We start from the raw sequence: 18,855 nt of genomic DNA on the forward strand, positions 1-18,855 counted from the left end.
GTATAGTGATTAAGGAGGCGTTAGCCATGAATCAAAATATCCAACAGTTTAAAGCCGACTTTTTTAAGGCGCTGGCGCATCCCATGCGGATTCGAATCCTGGAGGTTCTGAGTGAAGGAGATAAAAACGTAAATGAGATACAGAGTATTTTAGGCTCAGAGGGTTCAGCCGTGTCTCAGCAGTTGGCAGTATTGCGAAATAAAAATGTGGTGACGGGCTTAAAAGATGGTACTTCTGTCATTTATTCGTTACGTGACCCGTTGATTAAAGATCTGCTCGCAGTCACAAAGCAGATCTTCGATAATCATCTCGTTGATGCCATTTCATTACTTGAGGTCATTCGAAATGAATCTTGAACTGAAAAACAAGGGTATCCATGAGCAACATCAAGGATCACCTTGTTTTTTTGTTTTGCAGCCGGAAACATGCGGAGCGACACGAGATTATTACGAGATTATTACGATTGACATTATTCGATGACAGGAGTAACATTTCACATATATTCAAATAATCAAATATATGAAGAAGAGAAGGTAGTTCGGATGAAATGGACGGGAAGATTTGAAGGATACCATGCAGCCGCATTCCGCAAGGATCTCATTTCAGGCCTCATTGTTGGTATTATCGCCATTCCATTAGGGATGGCGTTTGCTATTGCGGCTGGTGTAAAACCGGAATATGGCATTTATACCACCATCGTTGCCGGTATCTGTATTTCATTGTTTGGGGGTTCTAAATTTCAAATTGGCGGACCGACCGGTGCATTTATTCCGATCCTTTTCGCGATCGTCATGGAATATGGATACGAAAATTTATTGCTTGCAGGATTTTTGGCGGGAATTATTCTTGTTCTCATGGGGCTATTTAAACTCGGTGCGTTGATAAAATTTATTCCTCGCCCTGTAACCATCGGATTTACCGCTGGAATTGCCGTCATAATCTTCAGCGGACAAATTGCCAACTTTTTAGGTTTGAGCGGTATCGAGAAACATGAGAATTTTCTGCCCAATATGAAGGAAATTGTAATGCATCTCGCAACTACGAATTTCTACAGTGTTATCACAGCGGTCGTCTGTTTGGCAGTTATCCTCCTAACACCGAAATTTTTACCGAAGGTCCCTGGTTCCTTGGTAGGGCTCGTCGTATCCACTATAGTGGCGACCGTATCCTTTAATGGGGAAGTTGCAACGATTGGATCGTCATTTGGAGCTATTCCAAGCACCCTACCCCATTTTCATTTCCCTGATCTAACCTGGGACCGCATTGAAAATTTGATTCGCCCCGCCTTTATTATTGCCATGTTGGGCGGCATCGAATCTTTATTATCGGCGGTTGTTGCCGACGGCATGACCGGCAGTCGTCATAACAGCAATCGGGAATTGATTGGGCAAGGCGTCGCCAATATGGTAACCCCTCTTTTTGGAGGCATTCCAGCGACAGGAGCCATTGCACGAACAGCAACCAATATCAAAAACGGTGCGGTCTCACCTCTGTCGGGTATAATACATGGCATTGTTGTGCTGCTGGTGCTCATTTTGTTTGCACCTTACGCATCGGAGATCCCACTTGCTAGTATGGCACCGATTCTGATGCTCGTTGCTTGGAACATGAGCGAACGAAAAGAATTCGCTCACGTCTTGAAAACCAAAACGAGCGATTCCGTTGTCCTCCTTATTACCTTTTTGCTAACGGTCTTTACGAATTTAACGACTGCCGTTGAAGTCGGATTAATTTTGGCTGTTATACTGTTTGTGAAACGAATGAGTGACGGGTTATTGGTTTCCAAGGTATTGCCTGACCCAACAGCTAAACATGAAAAAGTGAAAGCTTATATGGTAACCGAAGGCCACGATTGTCCACAAATCGGGATCTATACCATCGAAGGCCCTCTCTTTTTCGGCGCCGCGAACATGTTTGAAAAGTCCATTATGGATACAATTCATCTTAGGCCGAAAGTATTGCTGCTGCGCATGGGAAAAGTACCTTTTATGGATACGACAGGTGAATCGAATCTGTCCAGTTTGGTGAAACATTTCGAGAAGTTTGGCGGGATTATTCTTGTATCCGGAATTCAAGCTCAGCCTTTGGATGTATTGATGAGAACAGGGTTGTATACGTTGATTGGGGCTGAACATTTTTTTGGACATACCGGTGAGGCACTTAACTTTGCGCTATTGCAACTGGATTTGAATAAATGTCTAGGTTGTAAACAATTCGCTTTCCGTGAATGCGCAGCGTTATCAAGCAAGGAATCTCAAAAAGAATTGATCACCAGCTTAAAGCCAGATCCAGCAAGGACATAGCCTATTCTCACTTGAAATCGCCCCAAAGACGAAATGAGGTGAATGGCAATGCAACTTGCACTTCAGCAATACAGAGTAAATGTTTTTAAGATTATGGCTCATCCGATGCGATTGCAGATTTTGGAGTTACTTTGTGAAGGACCGAAAGGTGTCAATGAGCTTCAATCGCGTTTACAAAGTCAAGGTTCAACAGTATCCCAACATTTAGGTGTTTTAAAAGCAAAGCATCTCGTAATAGGAATGAAGGCTGGAACTCGCGTCGTTTATTCAGTGCAAGATCCTCTTTTATGTGATCTGCTTTTCATGACCAAAAACATGTTTAATAACCAGTTAATGAGCGTGATTAACACACTCGATACCAGGATTCATGAACAGCAAGGTTCAGATCGGAAGTGTATGAAATGAGTCAAATTCATATTCAGCAAAAGGGAGAGGGGTTCTCGATCATTCTTTTGAAGCAAACGACCGGCATTCGTCATGAATTGGGATCTTGTACAGGTTATTGCGAGAGCGTCGTATTTGCTTTGGAAAAGGCGAAACAACTACACATTCCAAAACGAAACATTTTGTATCAGGGGAGAAGAATTGGTTTTTTTGCATATAGTGATCCACTTTAAGATGAAACAAGGAGCTGTTTGATATGGTTGTTCGTACGTTTCAACTACAGGATTATATGGAAGTTTCGACCTTGCTTGAAAACAACCTTTCGGCCGTCTTCTTGGAAAAAACGATAACCGTCTTCGCTAAACAACTTTATTGGGATAGCGATTTGATCGTGGTTGAGCAGAAGAATAACCGAATAATTGGAGTCATTATCGGGAACATTCGGGATCAGCAAGGACTACTTTACCGAATTACAGTCGAAGGGAATGACCAAAACTCCGAAATTGAAAGAGCACTCGTCGATTCCCTTGTTCGTCGTTTCCAAAAACTCAAAGCCCGAAGTATTTCCATATTGTTGGATAATGATACACTTCAGAAACCATTGTTCCTTTCTCTTGGATATACTGAAGCTGATTTTATTACACAATGAGGATGACTCAGACCGTACATGTAAGCGAGAGGAGAAGACAATGAACAATTTAAAGAATAAAGTTTTTTGTTTGACTTGTCAGAAGGTCACGTGTATCTCAAAGGCTATTCATATTCTTTCGACAAAAACGGTTTCTGGACAATATCGGAAATCAAACGGTTGCCATGATTGTCGGGCGGATAATAAAAAAGTGTTCCAACAATCGTATCCTTTATTTCAGCAAACAAGGTTGTGATGTCCTTTTGATCTTCAGCTTTATTATAACCGCTATTGTACTGGGAATTATGGTGTATCTATTTATCAAATTGCAGTCAAACCGATGGTATTAATCAATCTTCTCTGGAGGTGTCAGTATGTTGCTCGTTTATATCGCGGTTTTTGGAGTAGCCGCATTTATTATATGGATCACCATCTGGGCAACAAGTAAAGCGTACTCTAAAAAATGGGATCGACCAGATGATGAATAGTTATCCATTCATGTGAAAGATGGGAGATGCAATGTGAAGCGGTTGGGTGGGGTTGCCTTGTCCAGTAACATAAGGAATTCGAATGACTACTCTGAGTAAAGTGGTGAAATGCACCTTCGAATAATTTTTTAATTTAGAGGGGGGGGGGCGATTTTGAATTCCAATGTATTTGGACTTTTGATGATTAGTGTCATTTATATTAGTTTAATCATCTGTTCTTTTGTTATTTTAAAGACAAATAAGACTCATTCTAAGAAGCGAAAAGAAGAAGACTCCGATAAATGAAAGTTTTGTATCTAAATAAAAATACTCTGATCGCGCGATTTAAGAAATATCGCGTCGTGAACGTGAAGAGTAGATATTTCCACCTTGATTGAGAAAGTGGGAAAGGGCGATTATGTGCTGTCAACCAAATGAAATCGTTCCTAAGTTTAAATCGGATTTTCGGTTGAACGGCAACTCAATATGGAAAACGGCAAAACTGTCGAAAGGCAGTGACGCAAAGCCACGGATCTTCTCACTGTTCAAGTGATGACCGCCGGGTTACCCAATTTGCCAAACACGGCCTATGGGGTCGTGTTTTTGTTTTTTGCAGAATTGGAGGGGAATAAGATATCCGAAGCAGAATATCATTCGAAATTGCCTATGATGGCTGGTAAAGGGAATATTAGAGTTGTGCTAGTGGATAGCGACCAGGAATGGTGCCGCCGCTTTGCAGGATTGCTCAAAAAAGCGATGGATATTCATCTCATTAACATCTCCGTCACAAAAGAAGAGGCGGTACGAGCTGGTTTACAGCTGGATGTGGATGTTGTTGTGGTGAATGCATCGCTCCAGCCGTCGAGGCGGGATGGGCTAGAAGCTATAAAGGACATTCTCGCAAAAAAAGATATTCCCATTATTGCCACGGCCTTGAGTACAGATCCTGAAGTGATCGTCGAGGCAATTACAGTCGGGGCGGTAAACTTTATAAGCAATGCCGATATGCGAGACATCGTCATCGCAATTCGGGAAGCGTATCACCGCAGTTCATCCTTACACCCGAAAGCATCGGAGGTACTGCGCGAGGAACTCACCCGGTTGAAGCATCAAGAACTTCGTTGTAAGTTGACCATGACTGAAATAGAAGTGCTTCAATTAATCAGTTTAGGCCATTCCCAGCCTAAGTTAATTCAGTTGATGGGTATTTCATCAAATACGATGAAGACCCACGTTCGTCATATAAGGATAAAGCTCGGTACAAAATCGATCAAAGAAGCAGCAGATAAGGCAATACGGCTTGGTCTAATGGGTTTTACGGACAATAAATAACACGAAGCTCATATAGGAGACAAAATGCGATTCAATTCGACAAAAATAGCATATCTAAGGGTGATTAATAAATCACCCTGCCGAATGTCATCGGAAATGGGTACAATGAGGGATAAGGTGGGGTAGGAGTAGTGAAAAATTGCCCACTATGAATAGGAGGGATTTGTGGCGAAGCAACTAAAGGATGGTGCAATGGACAAGTAGCGTCTGTCGTGTTACGAAGGGGACAAACTTAACGTAGTTCTTTTTTCTCATTCACCGTTGGGTTGTCCCTGAAATGATGGATGAAAGGATGATCGACATGTGTCGAAAAGAAACGGAGTGTGAATTATGTCTGATTAGCCGGATAGGGAATTGGGGGAATGACATATGTTGCCAACCGAACAGATAACCCCTTACGAAAAAGTTGAGACTTGGTTAATGGCTTATGTGGATTGGAAAGCACAGTTGGAGTACGTTCAAACAGAGCTCGAGTATATTCCGGGCTTGACCAAAGCATTGCATGAAGTTGCGATCCATGGTTACGGTCATCCCAACGACGCGTTACTTCGGACAGTCATTCACCGGTTGGAAATCACCGAGCATGAAATACCGTTTCTTAAATCTAGAATCGGATTGATCGAATACGCTTTCTCGGCTCTCACCCCAGAGGAAAGACGATTCGTTCAACTGCGATATCAAGATCAACTGGCGTTTTCAACCGCCATGGATCGTTTAGGATTATCGCGCCGTGCATTTTTCTATCATCGGAAGCGAATATTGCAAAAGATATACCGCAAAATTAAAAACCGTGCAGCATTATTGGATTATGACCCGTTTAATGAAAAGTAAAGGATCGGATTCCAAAAGAAGATGCCACTGCGCATCTTCTTTTGGTGAACAGAAAAAAAATGAAAATGCAAGATATAACCCCAACCTCTATTATAAGGGCCTCCTCAGCTGTAGGTCTAATCTTTCTGAGTTCGTTTTTTTCTAACTCCAGTAGAACCAAGTAGATGAATTCATTATAACAGACACTATTGGTTTTATAAATAGGGAACTTATCGTGTGTTCATTTGTGAAAATCCACCTTATAAGCTGAAAGCATAAGGTGGTGGTCATGTTGTTATCAATACGGGAAGTTTTTGGTCAACGTATTCGCGCATTACGGGAGAAACTGGGGTTGACGCAGGAGCAGCTTGCCGAAAGAGCGGATCTGCATCCCAATTATATCGGACAAATCGAACGCGGGTTGAAAAATGTATCCTTAGAAAATATACAAAAGATCGCCAATGGCTTGAGGATCGAATTGCATCAATTGTTTTCATTTGACCAATCGCCTCGCTTACAGCCGTTGGAGCAGTTAAACCAATTATTAAAGTTCTGTCCAGAGGATGAAGTGGCTTTCTTACTCCAACATATAGAGCACTTGTTGAAGTGGCGCAAGCCGAAGGATAAGGAATCCGATTAGAAATTCTTTTTCAAAACAACTTTGTTGCACTCATTTTGCACTGAACATGCACCGAACAGAGTATGGGATCGCACCCAATATACACCAATTATGCACCCCATTTGCACGATTTTCATGATAAGATGGTATCGTGAACAAGACAGGAACAGTATGTTGAGAGGCAAACAGGCCATCCGGTTTCGGAGAGCCTGTTTTTTTGTTTTGGGCTGGTGCGAGCCGATTCTGGATCGACATAACCAGGATCGTCTGTTTGTCCCTCCTCGTTCTCTCATAATCAGGCATCGAGCGCCGCTTCTTTTCCTTATCAGGAAGAGTCGTGAGGCGCTCTTTTTTATTCTGGATGGTAGCACCACATAAACAGATGGCTTTTCTTCTCGCATGGTGTTGCCATGTGAGGATGGAGCTGATATTTATGTGTCCCCAGCCCAGTAGTCTGTAATATCAAGCCGCGATCTTTTTATGTGCCTGTTCTACGGTTTTTAACACGAACACTTTCAGACTTAGCCGCAATGGAGCGTTGGCATGCTCTGTGGCAAAGTCTTTTTTGTTTTTTTGAGATTATTCATAAACGCTTTAAAGGAAGCTTAGGCTGTCGCTCTCCTCCCTCTGTTTTGGTTTGCCTAAAAACCAAAATGGAGGGACGAATATGAAAAGGATTAACCTGCGGGATATGTATCCCTTTTTTAAGACGGATGTGTGGGTAGATGTGGATGAAGAAGTTGCGCAAGAAATCCGTCGCTTCGACTTGGATGAAAACGCATACAGGTTACGCGCGTATCGCCATCAGGCTTATTACTCGCTTGATCGGAATGACGGTATTGAGCAGGATATTCTCTTTCTTTCACTTTCATCGGAGGAAGTTTACGAGCGCAAGCTTTCCCGGCAGCAGCTTTATGAGGCCATGTGCCAGTTGCCGGAGAAATCTGCAAGACGAATTTATGCTCACTTTTTTCTAGGCATGAGCAAGGTCGCGATTGCCAGAGCCGAGCATGTCGATGAACGGGCTGTTCGTAAATCTATCCAAAGAGGCTTGAGACAAATGGAACACTTGCTCAAAAGTATGTAGTTTTTCATTGAAGGGTCCGGTTTTCGTGCCAAAATGAACGGTTGTATAGAAGGCCATGTTCAGACAGCGGCTGGTTATAACCAGCCGCTCATTTTCTATGAGAGGGGCAGGTAACAATGAATCCGATTCGATTTCGAGATGCTGAACACGAAAATTTCTACTATCGTTTGCTGGATGAAAGGAAATGCAGCGACGGCTACCATCGGGCACTATTCTACACATTAGGCATTTCCCGAGATACCCGGACTCATATCCGCGATTTGTTTGATTATTCGAATGGCGGCATCAAGCCCGAAGGTCTTGCGGCCCCTTGGCAAACCGGTAGTTCTATTCGCGTGTGCAGGCTTGCTTTTAATCTGTGGAATGGCTGGACCGAAACAGGCGGGGAACGTTACTCCACTCCTCACGAATTATTCGATTGCAGTTACGCTCCTTATTTTTTTGAAGCGATTCACCTTTGTTATCCGGATTATTGCCGAAGCCAAGAGAGGATTTTCAAGCGGCTGACCGAACAAATTCGCTGAATGGCTATCAGCAACGGGAGTGGAATAGGACGATGAAGGATATTAAAACGAGGACTGTTGTGAAAGACATTAAACGTTTGGACAGATTGCCAAACCTGATGGATCGTGTAAAACGTTCAAGTGCCCATACGAAACAGCAGAAAGACAATGAAAAGACGACTTCACAAACTCCAGTTGAATATGCGCAGCACCATTCTGCGTCGGCCATAGATAAAACGATACGTGTTAAAATTGGAACGAGTTTGGTTGTAGGCAAAAGATTGATTCGGCTCATTCAAAAAAAGCGGGAGCTACAGGTAGGTGATACGGTCACAAGACAGAACCCCGTAGACATTAATAATAAGCCTTCGGTTATGAGTAAATCACGACTTGCCCACAGGTTACATCTTCGTAAGCCGGTTGATGGAAAATATCTCTTGTCATCTAGCCAGCAACCGGGAAAACAAAGCTTTATACGAAGCCGGGTCAATGCCCGGCTTCTGCATCCTTCTCGTAGAGATAGCGTTCCTAACGGAATCTTACATCGAGGAAGCAGACATCAAGAACCAGCCGGGAAAAAAGGAGCATCTGTCGCCGCGGCATCTCATACTGCCAATGTACGCGGAAATCGCCCAAAAGTGCTAACGTCCGAAAACTTGAGGAAGCGGCATATCAGGCAACCGTCATCCCGAATCCCCTCCGCTATATCCAAGCGGGCAGACTATACGATCAAACGTAAAGAACGGAAGTTCAAGACATTATCGCCATTTATAAAAACGGGACAACGGCTAGGACATGCTAAAAGCCGTTCTGATCATCAAGCGGAAGGAAAAATCAATAGTGCCAGGACACCGCAGCGGGCTGCACAGATGGCGATAACTGCCCGCCGCTCCCTTCAAAGGGCGCAAGCTGCCGCACGATTAAATCTTCGGATCATTAAGATGGTCGTAAAAGCAGCCGCTTTGCTTGTCAAAGGAGTGGCAGCGCTTTTGGGGGTCAGCAGTACGGTTGTTGTATTGTTGTGCATTGTAATGGCCATTGCTGCTGTCATTTCCTCTCCTTTCAGCATCTTTGTATCCGGTGAAAATACAGATGCCGATGTAAAGCCGCTTTCCCGAATCGTTCAAGAGCTGGACGTTGAATTTGCCGACCGACTGGTAGAAATACAGCAGTCTGCCGGTCAGGTAGACCGGGTGGAGATGCATTACACCGGCAGCGCGGACAACACGCGAATTGATAATTGGATGGATGTTATCGCCGTCTTTGCCGTGAAGACTGTCATGGACTCAGAAAACGGAATGGATGTAGCAACACTTGATGCAACAAGGATCGGTATCATCCAATCGGTGTTTTGGGATATGAATGAACTTGAATCCCGTATTGAAACGATCGAACACACGGAAACCGTTACGGTAAAGCATGAAGATGGGAGCACCAGCGAAGAGACGACTACTAGCTATGAACGCATTTTGCATATTACCGTTACGAGCAAAACTGCAGAGCAACAGGCTGAGTCCTTTCACTTTACAAATGAACAGATGGACATCATGAAGGAAATGATGTCTGGGGAGTTTCGTCCACTCATGTTTGCGATGCTCGGTAAAGAAACGGATGTTGGTTTGACGCCGGGGCAGCTTGTGAATGTTGGGCAGCATTTGCCCGAAGGAGAACTAGGCAGCGAAGTCGTCAAATTGGCGCTAACTCGTTTAGGCGATCCGTACAGTCAGCCGAAGGCCGGCCAGGATGACTTTATAGATTGTAGCTATCTCGTTCAATGGGTTTATCAACAGCTTGGTATCAACTTACCGCGTACCGCTGCGGAACAGGCCCGATTTAGCGTAGAGAATGGCCTGACAGTAAGCGTGGCAGGCCTGGCTCCCGGCGATCTTGTATTTTGGAGCTACGAGCGTAATGGCAGGTTTATGGATATAACTCACGTTGGCATTTATGCGGGGGATGGCAAAGTTGTAGATGCTTCCTCAAGTCGGGGACAGGTGGTGTACCGCAATTTGTTTGATTCGGATAAGCAAGTGCTGTTTGGAAGACCACACGTTGAGACGGTAGTTGATGGTTAAGGTGGAGAAGTGAGAGCGTGAAAGCCTTGTAGATAAGGGGTTTTGGAGTTTACTGGTTGGAATCCGGTGGCTTTGAAATCCCATTTTTATTACCCGCGGGAACATGTCGACTGGGTGGATTTATCGGCGGCATACTGAGCGAATTTGATGTCATTGATTGGCGACAGAGCAGGCTAGAATGTTTTTTCAGTGAGAGTGTAGATTGGATATATCAAGAAAACAACATCAATCAAGTTTCGTTAATTAATCTCAAGGGTGGCGTGGCTAAGACTACGACAACAGTTGGGCTAGCACAGGCTCTCTCTGGAGCCTTCAATAAGCGCGTACTAGTCATTGATTTAGATCCGCAGACAAATGCCACTACAATGCTTATCGGAGAGGAAAAGTGGTTTGCCCTTAACCAAGATGGGCATACTCTCTCTACTTTATTTGAAGATGCGATAGACGATAGCAGTAATTTTGATCTTTCAAAAACCCTTCAAAAATCTGTGGGAAATGTCGGCGAAGTAAAGTCGGTGGATTTGTTACCTTCTAGTTTGAATTTAATTAACTTGCAAGATCGCTTAATAACAATGCCTGCTGGGAAATACCAGACACGCAATCCGGTTAATATTCTGCGTAGAGGTATTAAAGATATAATTGACGATTATGACTATGTGCTAATCGACTGCCCGCCAAATCTTGGATACATCACTCTTAATGGTCTTCGCATCTCTGATGGCTACATTATTCCGACGATACCGGATGTCATGTCGACATATGGTATTCCGCAGATCGTTACTCGAGTGGCAGAGTTTTCAGATGAAATTGAAGACAAAATTATTCCAATTGGGATAGTTGCTACAAAAGTACGAGGGCAAGCTGCTATCCATGCAAGGACCTTGGATAAAATGCGCAACGATGCAGGTAAACCAATGGGAGGATCGAAGTTACATTATCCTTTGGTCTTTGATGCATATTTTTCAGAGAGCGCTCAAATGGCAGAAGCTGCAGAATATCAAGCGTACAGCACACTTAGACAGAAATGGGGATACCAAGGACAATACAACTCATTCGTAGAGTTTACGGAAGAATTCATGAGACTTACCGAGGGGGTATAAGGCATGGACAGAAAGAATGTTCTTGCACTTTGGAAAAAAGTCAGTACCTGTATAGCAGATGAGATCACTAATAATGATGAATTTGCAAACCGCATGGGGTTAATATTTGAAGCAAATTTAGTTACAACGGATTCTTCCGATAATGAAACTGCCGATACTAAACCAAAAAGGGGTAAACGGCGCGAACCAGCTAAAGTTAATCCGTTTGTTTTGCTTGAGCGAGGTGCAGATTTTTTAATGACAGCACTTGAAGCTTTGAATATTGAAGAACTAAAAGATGTAATAGCAGAAAACGGTATGGATACCGCAAAGCTAGCAATGAAGTGGAAAGATCGAAATAGACTCATTAACCACATCGTTGAAACTACCCGGCGAAGGTCTTCACGAGGAGATGCCTTTTGGAATACTGGTTCAGAGAATTCTACTGATTCTGAATAAGCACAACGATGACGAATCTCCAAACAAGGCACCCTACACCAATCCAGTAGAGTGCCTTGTTTGTTTCCTATACTACGCCTCTACCTCTACCGTCACGCCGGACTTAAATTCGACGGCGAACCTACCTTCATAGACGACGGTGACCTTTTCAATCAGTCGTCTGACCAATTGTTCGTTGTATTTGGCAATGGCGGTGGGCTGTTTTTGCAGGAATATGCTCATTTCGGCGATTCGTTTGCGCTGTTCGTCTCGGCCAGTGTTTTCCACCTGATCCTTTTTCCTCTGTTCACGCTGTTGTTCTGCAAATTGGCAAGGAAGATGTCTTTCCTAATCGTTGATGGCGGTGATCACAACGTTCTCGATGTCGCTTCCCAGGACTTTCCGGGTATCGCAGACTCCGAACACGAAGCCTTCTATTATCGTATGGTGTTTAGGCAGGAGCGGAATGAAAAACTAAAAAAGCTGGCAGCAGCGGATAAGAGTGATGCATGTCCTCATTCTCGGACAACACATGTGGATTGCTCTGTGTTACAAAAATGAGAGGGGCTATTTGATTAAGGCCCTCGATTTTTCGCACTCCGATCAAGTGAGGGCGGGTATTGTAGTATTGAGTTTAATTGACGATTAACTTAAATATGATTTTAAACTTTACGATTTTAGAATAGAAATGGACGAAACTAGACAAAAACTGTGTTTTGGTATATCTTTGTAGTGAGGACATTAACGAGGGGGACAATTTATGAGTATAGATATATATCAAAAATGTATGCTTCTCTTGGAGCAGAGGACAGTTATATGTCAAGGAATTAAATCGGGATTTAAGAGACATCAGCTATACCTAGAGCTATTTTCAGATATCGAAACAGATACGTCGAATCCCAAAAATCGTTATGACCTTGTTAACACAGAAGTAATTAATGCGATTAAGAAGTATCCGCACTTACAAATTGAGATTGAAAAAAAGAAATCGGGATTCCATCCCTATATAGTTTTAAGAGAAAAGCTGAGAAATATATCTGTTCTTGTCTTACCATTATCCACTAAGAAAGACATGTTTGACAGTGCTAGTACATACAGAATGAATTTTTCTGTTTCAAATATCCCCAGATTAATTGAAGAAGGATTACCTGAGGACTCTCCAGATATAGATATTCAATACCAGAAGGCAATACACCCGTTAGGTGCGGAGAATTATCCTTTTGGTCTAATTGTTGTTTATGACCCTCATGATGGTTCAATCAGAGAGGGCGCTTTACTGCCTGATCATACAGATTGGATATTTTTAGAGGATACTACGAGTAGGGTACTTAGCAATGGTTTAGACAATGTTAAGCCGATTAATGTGTATGAGGACAGTGAAGATATCAAAATACCGTTCAAAGATACAGCACATCAAACTGATGAGGATATACCTCTAAAGTTGAAATTTGATCCGTCAGTATGAAAGTAGGAAAGATATATGATTAATGAAGAGCAGAAAATTATCCCAGCTAGACTCAAAGAGGCGCGTTTAGTAAGAGGGCTAAGTATTGGTGAACTCGCGATTAGAGTAGGCCTTTCTAAACAAGCTATTTCTCAGTATGAGTTGGGGGAAAATGAGCCTAAATCCAGTACGATGATGGGGATTATTCGGGAGTTGGATTTTCCCAAGAGTTTTTTCTATAAAACCTATGAAGAACATATCATAGGTAATACTTTCTTTAGAGCATCTGCAGCAGCAACGAAAAAAAACAAGGAGATTCAATATAATAAATCAAGGCTTGCTGGATATATATATGATTATCTGCAAAAGTACATTGAATTTCCTGAACTAAACTTACCCGATTTATCTTCATTTGATCAAACTGAGTGGGATGATGATTCAATAGAGTTACTTGCGGAGAATGTCAGACAGTTTTGGGGACTTGGAGAAAATCCTATCAATAATATAGTTAATCTTATGGAACGAAACGGTATTGTTGTTTTTTCAATTGATATGGAGAGCTTGAAGGTAGATGCGTTCTGTCAATCCAGAAAGGGACGTCCTTATATTTTCTTGGGAAATGATAAGGAATCCGCTGCAAGAAGACAATTTGATGCAGCTCATGAAATTGGTCATCGCTTGATGCACAACCATATTCACAACCAGGATATACTTTCAAGAGAGGAATTCAAGATTATTGAGCGTCAGGCGAATCGCTTTGCATCAGCTTTTCTATTACCTGCGGAGGCATTTGCAAAGACAGTTACTTCTACTAAGTTGATTCATTTTATAGAGTTGAAAAAATATTGGAAAGTATCAATCGCGGCTATGTTATATCGAGCTCAAGAATTAGGGATAATTGATCAGAGCAGATATACTTCATTAATGAAGCAAATGTCCATTCACAAAATGAGATCAAAAGAACCCTTAGATGATGTAATTTCGGTTCCTAAGCCTATTCTATTGAATAAAGGCATAAAGATGTTACTCCAGAATAATTTTAAAAATGAACTGCAAATAATCAATGAGAGTGGCGTCCCGAGAGAGTTTATTGAAATGCTTTGTACTATGGATAAAGGGTCACTTAAACTTAAGGAGATTGAGCCTACGCTTAGACTGATAATTAACAATCAGAAAGAATCATAAACCTCTGAGGTCTGAAAACTCCTCAGAGGTTTATGATGTGTATTGATTTTTTTCTGATAGAGCTTCTTGCAATAATCAAGTAAAGGCTTCCTGCTTTTTGGTATTAGATATGTTTAGACATACTCCCGTGTTACAAAGTAATATTCGAACCAAGTTTTGATCCTCAGAAATGCCGTGAATCCTTGTGAATTGTAAATTAGAGGCATCTAGGAAAGTGCTCTTCTATGTGGTACGCTTGAGTTTGAATGGAGTTACAGGGTTTTTCTCCGAATGATCACTGGCCGGTTGGCGTGGATAAGCAGACCCCGCTTTTTTGAGTCTGCTGTTACACGTAAGGGGAATTCATTGGTTTTGTGTCTACGTTTGGTCTTAGAGCCGTAGCAGCAGACTCACCCCTAGTGTCCCACTCACCTCAAGAATGCTTTCGTGCTTAGGGAATAAGCGGCAAGAACTTCCCTCAGAAAGCTTGAGTAATAACAGAAGTCAACATATGCTTTTAAATTATACATAGAATTATGCAGAGAGGATACACAGAGATTATGAATAAGCAACAACTCGCTACGAAAATATGGGAATCCGCTAATAAAATGCGCTCAAAAATCGAGGCCAACGAATATAAAGATTACATTTTAGGTTTCATATTTTATAAGTATCTTTCGGACAGGGAGTTAAAGCTTCTGAAAGAAGAAGGCTTTCCCCAGGAAGACATCGAGACGCTTGTTGAAGACGATGTCGAAACCGTAAGGTATGTTCGTGAACGTGTCGGATATTTTATTGCCTACAAGGACTTGTTCTCAACTTGGCTCAAAATGGGCAAAGATTTCGATGTGTCTAATGTCACAGATGCCTTGTCGGCATTTAACCGTCTAATTAATCCCTCTTATAAGATGGTATTCGAGGGTATATTTAATACCTTGCAGGCCGGTTTAAGCAAACTTGGTGAAAACTCCGCTTCTCGAACCAAAGCAATCAGCGATCTGATCCATATGATTAAGGATATTCCGATGAACGGCAAACAGGACTACGATGTCCTTGGCTTCATCTATGAATATCTGATCAGCATGTTTGCAGCCAATGCTGGAAAAAAGGCAGGCGAGTTTTACACTCCGTATGAAGTATCCCTTCTTATGTCTGAAATTGTTGCAGCACATTTGAAAGACAGGGAGGAAATCAACATTTACGATCCGACGAGCGGTTCGGGCTCTCTTTTGATCAGCATCGGTCGTTCTGTTGCAAAGTATATTGATGATGAAGACAACATTAAATACTTTGCACAGGAACTAAAACAGAATACATACAACCTGACTCGTATGAATTTAGTTATGCGCGGCATCCTTCCGGATAATATCGTAACCCGCAATGGTGACACTTTGGAAGATGATTGGCCGTACTTTGATGAAGCCAGCCCGATTGAAACGTACAATCCACTTTATGTGGATGCGGTTGTTTCCAATCCTCCATACTCTCAGCATTGGGACCCGAGCAATAAGGAAACAGATCCTCGCTACGCACGTTTTGGTGTCGCTCCGAAATCAAAAGCCGATTATGCTTTCTTGCTCCACGACTTGTTCCATCTTAAGCCGGATGGCATCATGACGATCGTTCTCCCTCATGGTGTTTTATTCCGCGGCGGTGAAGAGGGTGGGATTCGCAGAAATCTGATTGAAGGCAATCATATTGATGCTATCATCGGGCTCCCCGCCAATATTTTCTTTGGCACGGGTATTCCGACAGTCATCATGGTGTTGAAGCAAAAGCGTGGGAATACCGACGTTTTGTTTGTTGATGCATCCAAGGGCTTTATGAAAGCTAGCAAGAACAATAAACTCAGAGCGTCTGATATTAAGAAGATCGTTGATACCGTAACGGCCAGAGCCAATCTTGACAAATTCGCAAGAAAAGTCAGCCGTGAGGAAATTCGCCGGAATGAATATAACTTGAATATTCCGAGATACATTGATTCCTCCGAAGGCGCAGAGAAATGGGATCTCTATGCTTCTATGTTCGGCGGTATTCCCATGAGCGAAACTGATAAACTCGACGCGTACTGGAGTGCTTTTTCGGGATTAAAGGAGGCATTGTTTATATATGAAGCTGGTCCTTACGCTGAATTGACAGTTGGCAATATTAAACAGACTGTCAACGAGCATCCCGCTGTAAAAGCTTTTATTTCCAATTTCATGGATGCCTTCGGAGACTTCGAAGATTTCATGAAAAGCGAGCTTATAACCAATATGGCGAGCCTGAATATTTCAAAGGAAGAGGCTGTATTGTGTACTGAAATTTTTGCCCGACTTGCCTCCATTCCGCTTATTAACAAATATGAAGCCTATCAATTTCTTGCTGATGAATGGGCAAAAACATCTGTTGATCTTGAAGTTATTCAGACAGAGGGTTTCAACGCTGTTAAGAAGGTTGATCCCAACATGGTCATCAAGAAGAAGGATGGCAAAGAGGAAGAAGTACAGGATGGTTGGAACGGTCATGTTATTCCGTTTGAACTTGTTCAGCGGACACTTCTTTCGGATGAATATGAAGCGGTTATGCAAAAAGAGGGCCGCCTTGCCGAAATCTCCTCTGAATATGATGAAATACTCGACTCACTTTCCGAAGAAGAAAAGGATTCAAGCGTGACAACCGATTCCAGTGATGCGTTCATCGCAAAAGAAGTCAGTGAAAAACTTAAAGAAATCTATGCTGATGTCGATACCCAGGAAATTAAGGCTCTTAACGCCTATGCCGCAATTGCTAGGAAAGAAGATAAACTTGCCTTTATCAGCACACACAACGGCATCGTATGGTCCAATATGGAAGCAAGCCATGATGGCACCTATGCTAAAAAAGCAGTAAATGCTTATATAGCGGAGCTTCAATCTGTTTTTGACTTCCCGGAAGAATCCTTTGAAGCGAAAATTATAAAAGTAAGTAAGCTTATGGCCGAAGAAAAGGAATTAAAAGCACAGGTAAAAGCGGATGCAGTAGCCTTGCATATGAAAACCAAGGAAGTCATTGAATCGCTGTCCGATGAGCAAGCGCTGGAATTGCTTGAACAAAAATGGATTGTTCCGCTTACGGAGAGTATTAAGCAGCTCCCCCATGCAGTAATTTCTATTCTGGTAGACAACGTCAAAGCTCTTTCCGAGAAATACGCTGTCACTTACTTTGCGGTTGAAACGGAGATTAGAGAAAAGGAGTCTACTCTCTCGGTACTCATTGATGAACTCGTCGCCAACGAGTACGATATGAAAGGTCTCAGCGAGCTCCAAAAGCTACTGAAAGGTGAATGAAATTATGGCTGGAAAAGATGAAAAACCAGATATTCGTTTCAATGAATTTATCGGTGCGTGGGAACAGCGGAAGTTGGGAGAAATATACACGGAGCGTAACGAACGAGGAGACGATTCGTTGCAGATCCTTTCCGTTTCCATCCATCATGGTATTTCAAACGAAGAATTAGACAGCAATAGTCTAGGGAAAAAGGTGCGTAGAAGCGAAGATAAGTCTCTATATAAACATGTGTATTTCGGTGATCTTGTTCTAAACATGATGCGTGCGTGGCAAGGGGCAGTCGGAGTCGTAAAGTCAGAAGGAATGGTAAGCCCTGCATATATCACTGCTATTCCTAGTGCTGAGCTTTACCCTCTGTTTATGGATTATTGTTTGCGCCGAGATGAATCGATTATTCAGATGAACAATCTTTCTTATGGAGTCACCGACTTCAGAAAAAGACTATATTGGGACTCATTTATTAACGTTTCGTGTCACATACCTTCTGTGCTTGAGCAGGAGAGAATTACGGTCTTCTTCGCACGTCTTGACAAACTTATTACTCTTCATCAGCGTAAGTATGACAAGCTAGTAATAATAAAAAAATCCATGCTCGAAAAAATGTTTCCTAAGGATGGATCAAACATTCCGGAGATTCGCTTTTCCGGATTTACCGATGTTTGGGAACAATGCAGGTTGGGAGAATACTTTGATGAAAGAACACAACGCTCAAGCGAAGGGGAATTAATTTCGGTAACTATGAACTCGGGTGTTGTTAAAGCTTCAGACTTAGGTAGGTATAATAATTCGAGTAATGATAAATCCAATTATAAAAGAGTTGAGGTTGGGGACATCGCATATAACTCAATGAGAATGTGGCAAGGAGCAAGTGGATATTCGCCTTACAGTGGCATTTTAAGCCCTGCTTATACTGTTGTTATACCAAGAGAAGGAGTTTATTCTCTGTTCTTTGCGTATATGTTTAAGAAGCCTGAAATGAAACATAAATTTACAATCAACTCGCAAGGTCTTACCTCTGATACTTGGAATTTAAAGTTTCCATTATTCAGTACTATTGAAATAAAAGCTCCCGGATATGATGAGCAGATTAAAATCGCTAAATTTTTCGAAAATCTCGAAAACCTTATCACCCTTCATCGGCTTAAGCTAGAAAAATTAATAAATATAAAAAAAGCTATGCTCGAAAAAATGTTTGTGTAGGAGATGTGAACGC

The 18,855-nt window shown here is 42.3% G+C and carries 18 protein-coding genes and 1 riboswitch; all 18 genes read left to right on the forward strand.

Features of this window, described 5'->3' with window-relative positions; translation table 11 throughout:
• The first annotated feature begins 26 nt into the window (after nucleotides 1–26).
• The 18 genes from NST85_RS04920 (at nucleotide 27) to NST85_RS05005 (ending at nucleotide 18,842) form a co-directional block, all read left to right on the forward strand.
• Nucleotides 27–356, forward strand: a complete 330-nt coding sequence (locus NST85_RS04920; RefSeq protein ID WP_036684721.1) for an ArsR/SmtB family transcription factor — start codon at nucleotides 27–29, stop codon at nucleotides 354–356.
• A 186-nt stretch (nucleotides 357–542) separates the two neighbouring features.
• Entirely contained in the window at nucleotides 543–2,303 is a 1,761-nt protein-coding gene (locus tag NST85_RS04925; protein ID WP_341188699.1) for a SulP family inorganic anion transporter, read from the forward strand.
• Between the two features lie 48 nt (nucleotides 2,304–2,351).
• Nucleotides 2,352–2,708 (forward strand): ArsR/SmtB family transcription factor, encoded by a 357-nt coding sequence (locus NST85_RS04930; RefSeq protein ID WP_036684724.1) that lies wholly within the window; start codon nucleotides 2,352–2,354, stop codon nucleotides 2,706–2,708.
• Nucleotides 2,705–2,920, forward strand: a complete 216-nt coding sequence (locus NST85_RS04935) for a hypothetical protein (RefSeq protein ID WP_036684725.1) — start codon at nucleotides 2,705–2,707, stop codon at nucleotides 2,918–2,920. The genes NST85_RS04930 and NST85_RS04935 overlap by 4 nt, the downstream gene beginning before the upstream one ends.
• A gap of 23 nt (nucleotides 2,921–2,943) precedes the next feature.
• Nucleotides 2,944–3,336: a GNAT family N-acetyltransferase gene (locus NST85_RS04940; protein WP_036684727.1), complete on the forward strand. Its 393-nt coding sequence runs from the start codon at nucleotides 2,944–2,946 to the stop codon at nucleotides 3,334–3,336.
• 931 nt (nucleotides 3,337–4,267) lie between these two features.
• Nucleotides 4,268–4,354, forward strand: a riboswitch (cyclic di-GMP riboswitch).
• Nucleotides 4,335–5,114 (forward strand): helix-turn-helix transcriptional regulator, encoded by a 780-nt coding sequence (locus tag NST85_RS04945; protein ID WP_341191071.1) that lies wholly within the window; start codon nucleotides 4,335–4,337, stop codon nucleotides 5,112–5,114. Its footprint overlaps the riboswitch before it by 20 nt.
• A gap of 369 nt (nucleotides 5,115–5,483) precedes the next feature.
• Complete coding sequence (locus NST85_RS04950; RefSeq protein WP_341188700.1) at nucleotides 5,484–5,945, forward strand: hypothetical protein; 462 nt, start codon at nucleotides 5,484–5,486, stop codon at nucleotides 5,943–5,945.
• 268 nt (nucleotides 5,946–6,213) lie between these two features.
• Complete coding sequence (locus NST85_RS04955) at nucleotides 6,214–6,564, forward strand: helix-turn-helix domain-containing protein (protein WP_036684741.1); 351 nt, start codon at nucleotides 6,214–6,216, stop codon at nucleotides 6,562–6,564.
• Between the two features lie 646 nt (nucleotides 6,565–7,210).
• Nucleotides 7,211–7,630, forward strand: coding sequence for a sigma factor-like helix-turn-helix DNA-binding protein (locus tag NST85_RS04960; protein WP_036684744.1), 420 nt, complete (start codon nucleotides 7,211–7,213; stop codon nucleotides 7,628–7,630).
• Nucleotides 7,631–7,746: 116 nt separating this feature from the next.
• A complete protein-coding gene (locus tag NST85_RS04965) occupies nucleotides 7,747–8,154 on the forward strand; it encodes a DUF6075 family protein (protein WP_036684745.1) in 408 nt (135 codons plus the stop codon).
• Nucleotides 8,103–10,208 (forward strand): C40 family peptidase, encoded by a 2,106-nt coding sequence (locus NST85_RS04970; RefSeq protein WP_341188701.1) that lies wholly within the window; start codon nucleotides 8,103–8,105, stop codon nucleotides 10,206–10,208. The genes NST85_RS04965 and NST85_RS04970 overlap by 52 nt, the downstream gene beginning before the upstream one ends.
• A 56-nt stretch (nucleotides 10,209–10,264) precedes the next feature.
• On the forward strand, nucleotides 10,265–11,308 hold the full coding sequence (locus NST85_RS04975) for a ParA family protein (RefSeq protein WP_341188702.1): 1,044 nt from the start codon (nucleotides 10,265–10,267) through the stop codon (nucleotides 11,306–11,308).
• Between the two features lie 3 nt (nucleotides 11,309–11,311).
• Nucleotides 11,312–11,746, forward strand: a complete 435-nt coding sequence (locus tag NST85_RS04980; protein WP_341188703.1) for a hypothetical protein — start codon at nucleotides 11,312–11,314, stop codon at nucleotides 11,744–11,746.
• A gap of 60 nt (nucleotides 11,747–11,806) precedes the next feature.
• Nucleotides 11,807–12,286 carry a hypothetical protein gene (locus NST85_RS04985; protein ID WP_341188704.1) on the forward strand — a complete coding sequence of 160 codons (480 nt, stop codon included), beginning with the start codon at nucleotides 11,807–11,809 and terminating at the stop codon, nucleotides 12,284–12,286.
• A 199-nt stretch (nucleotides 12,287–12,485) separates the two neighbouring features.
• A complete protein-coding gene (locus NST85_RS04990; RefSeq protein ID WP_341188705.1) occupies nucleotides 12,486–13,190 on the forward strand; it encodes a hypothetical protein in 705 nt (234 codons plus the stop codon).
• A gap of 15 nt (nucleotides 13,191–13,205) precedes the next feature.
• Nucleotides 13,206–14,354, forward strand: a complete 1,149-nt coding sequence (locus NST85_RS04995) for a helix-turn-helix domain-containing protein (RefSeq protein WP_341188706.1) — start codon at nucleotides 13,206–13,208, stop codon at nucleotides 14,352–14,354.
• A 539-nt stretch (nucleotides 14,355–14,893) separates the two neighbouring features.
• The gene (locus tag NST85_RS05000; RefSeq protein ID WP_341188707.1) at nucleotides 14,894–17,641 is read left to right on the forward strand and encodes a type I restriction-modification system subunit M; all 2,748 of its coding nucleotides are present in this window, start codon (nucleotides 14,894–14,896) and stop codon (nucleotides 17,639–17,641) included.
• A 4-nt stretch (nucleotides 17,642–17,645) separates the two neighbouring features.
• Entirely contained in the window at nucleotides 17,646–18,842 is a 1,197-nt protein-coding gene (locus NST85_RS05005) for a restriction endonuclease subunit S (protein WP_341188708.1), read from the forward strand.
• Nucleotides 18,843–18,855 lie beyond the last annotated feature (13 nt).

It is taken from the genome of Paenibacillus sp. FSL K6-2524 (genome assembly GCF_038005525.1).
GTDB lineage: Bacteria > Bacillota > Bacilli > Paenibacillales > Paenibacillaceae > Fontibacillus > Fontibacillus anaericanus.

What these genes read in the sequence shown, in the direction of transcription:
- NST85_RS04950 (WP_341188700.1), top strand. Translation starts at nt 5,484, where the DNA reads ATGTTGCCAACCGAACAGATAACCCCTTACGAAAAAGTTGAGACTTGG.
- NST85_RS04935 (WP_036684725.1), top strand. Translation starts at nt 2,705, where the DNA reads ATGAGTCAAATTCATATTCAGCAAAAGGGAGAGGGGTTCTCGATCATT.
- NST85_RS04945 (WP_341191071.1), top strand. Translation starts at nt 4,335, where the DNA reads ATGACCGCCGGGTTACCCAATTTGCCAAACACGGCCTATGGGGTCGTG.
- NST85_RS04930 (WP_036684724.1), top strand. Translation starts at nt 2,352, where the DNA reads ATGCAACTTGCACTTCAGCAATACAGAGTAAATGTTTTTAAGATTATG.
- NST85_RS04980 (WP_341188703.1), top strand. Translation starts at nt 11,312, where the DNA reads ATGGACAGAAAGAATGTTCTTGCACTTTGGAAAAAAGTCAGTACCTGT.
- NST85_RS04940 (WP_036684727.1), top strand. Translation starts at nt 2,944, where the DNA reads ATGGTTGTTCGTACGTTTCAACTACAGGATTATATGGAAGTTTCGACC.
- NST85_RS04920 (WP_036684721.1), top strand. Translation starts at nt 27, where the DNA reads ATGAATCAAAATATCCAACAGTTTAAAGCCGACTTTTTTAAGGCGCTG.
- NST85_RS04990 (WP_341188705.1), top strand. Translation starts at nt 12,486, where the DNA reads ATGAGTATAGATATATATCAAAAATGTATGCTTCTCTTGGAGCAGAGG.
- NST85_RS05000 (WP_341188707.1), top strand. Translation starts at nt 14,894, where the DNA reads ATGAATAAGCAACAACTCGCTACGAAAATATGGGAATCCGCTAATAAA.
- NST85_RS04965 (WP_036684745.1), top strand. Translation starts at nt 7,747, where the DNA reads ATGAATCCGATTCGATTTCGAGATGCTGAACACGAAAATTTCTACTAT.
- NST85_RS04995 (WP_341188706.1), top strand. Translation starts at nt 13,206, where the DNA reads ATGATTAATGAAGAGCAGAAAATTATCCCAGCTAGACTCAAAGAGGCG.
- NST85_RS04955 (WP_036684741.1), top strand. Translation starts at nt 6,214, where the DNA reads ATGTTGTTATCAATACGGGAAGTTTTTGGTCAACGTATTCGCGCATTA.
- NST85_RS04925 (WP_341188699.1), top strand. Translation starts at nt 543, where the DNA reads ATGAAATGGACGGGAAGATTTGAAGGATACCATGCAGCCGCATTCCGC.
- NST85_RS04960 (WP_036684744.1), top strand. Translation starts at nt 7,211, where the DNA reads ATGAAAAGGATTAACCTGCGGGATATGTATCCCTTTTTTAAGACGGAT.
- NST85_RS05005 (WP_341188708.1), top strand. Translation starts at nt 17,646, where the DNA reads ATGGCTGGAAAAGATGAAAAACCAGATATTCGTTTCAATGAATTTATC.